Source organism: Aestuariivirga sp. (assembly GCF_044239095.1).
Lineage (GTDB): Bacteria > Pseudomonadota > Alphaproteobacteria > Rhizobiales > Aestuariivirgaceae > Aestuariivirga.
Genome location: NZ_JBIICB010000338.1, coordinates 1 through 4,025, shown reverse-complemented (window position 1 = coordinate 4,025; position 4,025 = coordinate 1). Strand labels below are relative to the sequence as shown.

Genomic DNA, 4,025 nt, shown 5'->3' with positions numbered 1-4,025 from the left:
CAATCCAAAATTGGGTCCGCTTCTCTCACGCTCAGAACGACTTCGCTAGAATGGGGTCGGCGTTGCGCTTACGCTGGGATGACCGTCGAGGATGGCGCGGAGCGTCTGGTGGATGTAGTTGAAGGGATTGACGCCGTTCAGCTTGCAGGTCGCCACGAGGGAGGCGAGCATGGCCCAGTTCTCGGCTCCGACATCGTTGCCCGCGAAGAGCGCGTTCTTTCTCGTGAGGGCAATCGGTCTGATGAGATTCTCGACGGGGTTGGTATCCAACTCAAGGCGCCCGTCTTCGAGGAAGCGTGTGAGACCAGTCCAGAGCCCGAGCGTGTAGGCGATGTCGGTAGCCAGTTGCGACTTTGCAGAGACCTTCGACAATTGAGCTTCGAGCCAGGGCTTGAGCTTCTCGATGATGGGGGCTGCATTTGCCCTGCGCGCCGCCAGGCGGATCTCAGGCGCCTGACCCCGCACGCTGGCTTCGATACGGTAGAGGAGCGCGATCTGCCGCAGCATCTCTTCCGCGATGGGCGAGGCGTCGCTTTCGAAGCGCTTCACGAAGCGCCTGCGGACATGGGTCCAGCAGTGGACGAGCTGCCAGCGCCCTTCCGGGCGATCGATCTCGGCCAGCTTGTCGTAGACCCCATAGCCGTCACTCTGCAGGTAGCGACCGCGATAGTTCTCCAGGAAGGTGCGAGCATGCACCTCGCCGCGTCCCGGTGCATAGTGGAAGACGACAATCGGCGGACCGGTTCCGCTGTGGCCCCGGTCATCCGAGACGACGGCCCAGAAGTACCCGGATCTGGTGGCGCCATTGCCGGGCTCCAGAACCGGAGCCCGCGTCTCGTCGACGAAGATGCGATCGGCGTTCCGCAGATGCTCGCGCATGTGCTCGATCACCGGCTTCAGGTGGAAGGCGGCGCGGCCAACCCAGTTGCCGAGCGTGCCGCGGTCAAGCTGGATGCCCTGACGCTTGTAGATGTCGGCCTGACGGTAGAGCGGAAGATGATCACCAAACTTGCTGACGATCACCTGGGCGATCAGGGCCTCCGTCGGCAGGCCTCCGGGAACCACGTGTTCGGGCGCATGCGCCTGGGCCACTCCCCCGGAGCAGTGCCGGCAGGCATAGCGCGGGCGGCGGGTCACCAGCACACGAAGCTGGGCCGGAACAACGTCGAGACGCTCGGAGACATCCTCTCCAATCTTCGTCATCTCGCCGCAGCCACAGGGGCAGAGCGTGCTCTTCGGCTCGATCACCCGCTCGATCCGCGGCAGATGCGGCGGCAGGTGGCCACGGTTTCGCTTGCGCGGCGGTTTCTCCGCACCAGGCGTCTTGCCCTTCAGCGCGGCTTCCGCCTTCTCCCGGGCAGCGGCCAGCATGCCCTCGGCGATGGCCAGTTCCTCGAGCGGCAGGTTGAACTGGTCCGGCGAGAGCTTCTCGGAGCGGGCGGCAAACTTCTCGCGCTGCATCTGGCGCACCATCTTCTCGAGCCGTTCCTGTGCCTCCCGGGATTCGGCAAGAGCGGCTTCGGTCTCGGCCAGCTGCGCCTTCAGCCTGGCATTCTCAGCGATGAGCGAGACGTCGTTCATAAGCAAAATTATACATGCAGCAGAGCGCTTCGCGAACCAGAACCAGCCGCCCGAGTCATCCTGCCGCAGCTAGCAGGCACTCTGCGGGCGCTGCGCGGGAGCGGGCCTCACCATGCGCCAATCAAGCCCCTCGAAGAGGGCAGCGAACTGCGCGGGCGTCATGCGCAAAACGCCGTTCCGAACCTGCGGCCAGACGAACGCAGCAGACTCCAGACGCTTGTGCATCAGCACCAGTCCGGTCCCATCCCAGATCAGAACCTTGATCCTGTCTGCCCGCTTCGACCGGAACACAAAGGCTGCGCCGCAGAATGGATCAAGTCCAAGGACCTGCTGGGTGATCCCTACAAGGCCGTCATGGGCTTTTCGAAAGTCGACTGGCTCGAGGGCTACGAAGACCCTGAGCGAGCCCTCCGGCACCATCATTCGGCGGAGGCCTTCCGCACCGCACGGATCACGCGCGAGAGGTCATCAGCGTCAACACCTGCCGGAACGCGAATGATGGTTCCCGCGATATCGATCTCAATCGCAGCCGGTCTAGGCAGCCCGGTATCGGCCACGACCGCCGGCGTCACCATCACCTCGGCGAACGCTGGCATCGCAGCAACCCCGCCAGCCAGCGCCAGCCGCCCATCCTTCAGCCGCCGCCGCCAGTCATACACCTGCGAGCGGGTCGCCCCATACCGCCTCGCAACCTCAGAGACAGACACCCCAGGCCGGAAGCTCTCCGCCGCGATCTGAGCCCGTTCCGCTTCGCTCCGCTGCCTCCGGCCCGTCGGCCCCTCCAGAACCTCGAGACGCGAGACCCGCCCAGCCGATGATGCATCGAATTGGGCGTCCATTTTGCCGTCCACTGCCATGATCAGAAACCCAATCCAAAATTGGGTCCGCTTCTCTCACGCTCAGAACGACTTCGCTAGAATGGGGTCGGCGTTGCGCTTACGATACTGTCTTTAGAGATAGCAATCAATGCGCCACAGACAAAATGTAAAGGCGTTAGTTCGGCACTTCCTGATCGCACAGATAAAGCCTTAGCAAAGCCAAGAATTGAGATAAAATCGCCTCGTGACAGCATATTTCCATAGTCAGTCTCGCGATTGAGGATCTTTAGGAGGGCAATCAAATTGTTTCTGCCTTGAACCGCTTTAGGATGATCCGCGCCCCAAGTTTTTTTAGCCACCTCCAATCCAAGCCGATAGTGAAATTCTGCTCTTGCAAACTCTTCGTTCCTGCGGAGGAGGTATCCAAAATTGATTTGCAGGGCTGCCATATCGAATTCTTGGGCCTTACCGTACTTTTCTAGGCTGTCTAATAAACGCTCATAAATAACCTTTGCTTCGTCAAGTTTTCCTTGTTGATCAAGTAAACCCGCTAAATTCTCCATACAATCGAGAGTACCTTTGTAACTTACTCCTTTTGAGCACTCTAATATCTTTAGATTGCAATGATAAAGCACCGCGGATTCATCCAATTTTTTCATTCGCCGCAACAGATCTGCTAGATTGGCGCGATACAATTCAGCATCCTGACTTTCAGCGCCCAAGGCCTCCTCTGAAATGGAAAGTGCGCGTTGATAGAGCGGCAGGGCAGAGGCGTAATCTCCATCAGCTTCCATGATTGCGGCAAGATTGTTCAGCTGTATTGCCGTCAGCACGCTTCTCAATGAAAATTCTTGTTCCGCAATTTCAAGAGCTCTCTCAAGGAGTGCCTTTGCAGAACCAAGATCTCCCCTTTTTTGATGAAGCACCGCAAGATCGTTAAGACAATTAAGTAGATTGGGGTGGACTCTACCAGAATTAGCTTCGAGGTTATTTAATGCATGATTATAGAGGAGTTCTGCTGAGTCAATTTGCTGACTTTCCTGAAGACATGATCCAAGGTCTAGAAGAAGCTTAATGGAGGTAGGATGTCCAAGACCAAGGGCGGCCTCACTTATCGCCAGCGAGCGGCGGAAAAGTGGTTCTGCTAACTCGAATTTTTTGTTGATTTTATGAATTTGTGCTATATTATTTAAATACAATGCTAAGATAGGGTGACCTGGTCCCATTTTTTGCTGGCCAATTTCAATTACTCGACAGAATATCTTTTCGGCTTTCTCAAAACATGCATTTTCGGCAAGGGCTCCAGCATAATTGTTTAGATACGAAATGGTATCGGGATGGGTGGCTCCTAGATTCGTTTCCATTATTGAGCATGCCCTTGAAAGAGGTTCCAAGGCACTGCTATACTCACGCTTTGCTCTGAACAGATTTGCAAGATTATTCAGGCTAGCGGCGGTAAAGTTGTGCGAAGGACCTAGGCAATTCTCTCTTATTGCGAGAGCGCGTCGACAGAAAGTTTCAGCTTCACTGTATCTGGACAATTCTTTCAATGTTGTAGCGAGTAAATCCAGAGCCCACGCAATATCCGTCTCTTCAGTCTGAACTCCATCCTCTAGGTTCTGAATG

General features: G+C 56.6%; 4 protein-coding genes. All 4 read right to left on the bottom strand.

The window, feature by feature from the left end; translation table 11 throughout:
* Window positions 1-45: 45 nt before the first annotated feature.
* Complete coding sequence (tnpC, locus tag ACILRA_RS20635) at window positions 46-1,581, bottom strand: IS66 family transposase (RefSeq protein WP_395663930.1); 1,536 nt, start codon at window positions 1,579-1,581, stop codon at window positions 46-48.
* 69 nt (window positions 1,582-1,650) lie between these two features.
* Complete coding sequence (tnpB, locus tag ACILRA_RS20630; RefSeq protein ID WP_395663929.1) at window positions 1,651-2,004, bottom strand: IS66 family insertion sequence element accessory protein TnpB; 354 nt, start codon at window positions 2,002-2,004, stop codon at window positions 1,651-1,653.
* On the bottom strand, window positions 2,001-2,420 hold the full coding sequence (gene tnpA, locus ACILRA_RS20625) for an IS66-like element accessory protein TnpA (RefSeq protein WP_395663928.1): 420 nt from the start codon (window positions 2,418-2,420) through the stop codon (window positions 2,001-2,003). Before tnpA ends, tnpB begins: the two co-directional genes overlap by 4 nt.
* Before the next feature lie 74 nt (window positions 2,421-2,494).
* A partial coding sequence (locus ACILRA_RS20620) for a tetratricopeptide repeat protein (protein WP_395663927.1) occupies window positions 2,495-4,025 on the bottom strand: 1,531 nt, incomplete at its 5' end.